We start from the raw sequence: 478 nt of genomic DNA, 5'->3' as shown, positions 1-478 counted from the left end.
GAAAGCTGGAAAGTTCCGGTGCTGACGTCGAGAAAAGCCACGCCTACGGAGTCTCCGTTGAAGCAAAGTCCTGCAAGATAATTGTGTTCTTTTTGGGTCAGCATAGCCTCGCCAAAAGCAACCCCGGGCGTAACTATCTCGGTGACACCGCGTTGTACAAGCTTGGTTTTGGCCGTGGCCGGGTCTTCGAGTTGGTCGCATATGGCAACCTTGTAACCGAGGCTGACAAGTTTCGGAAGATAGGTATCAAGTGCGTGATGCGGAAATCCCGCCATAGGAACGTCGCCCTTGTCACCGTTGGACCGTCTGGTCTGAACAAGCCCTATCAGCTTGCTGGTCAGCACCGCATCATCGGAATAGGTCTCATAAAAGTCCCCCACCCTGTAAAGCAGGATGGCCTCCGGATGCTGCGCCTTTATGGAAAAATACTGCTTGAGCAGCGGTGTATCTTCGTTTGACTTTGCCATAACAAACAAAG

At 52.1% G+C, this 478-nt stretch carries 1 protein-coding gene; it reads right to left on the bottom strand.

Annotated elements, in window-relative coordinates:
• Nucleotides 1-467, bottom strand: a 467-nt coding sequence (locus GNY06_RS00300) for a MutS N-terminal domain-containing protein (protein WP_449390387.1), incomplete at its 3' end; no start/stop codon positions are given.
• Between the last annotated feature and the right edge of the window lie 11 nt (nucleotides 468-478).

This window comes from Elizabethkingia argenteiflava (assembly GCF_009904105.1).
GTDB classification, from domain to species: Bacteria; Bacteroidota; Bacteroidia; order Flavobacteriales; family Weeksellaceae; genus Elizabethkingia; species Elizabethkingia argenteiflava.
The sequence above is the reverse complement of the archived record's forward strand: the minus strand, read 5'-3'. Positions and strand labels throughout refer to the sequence as shown.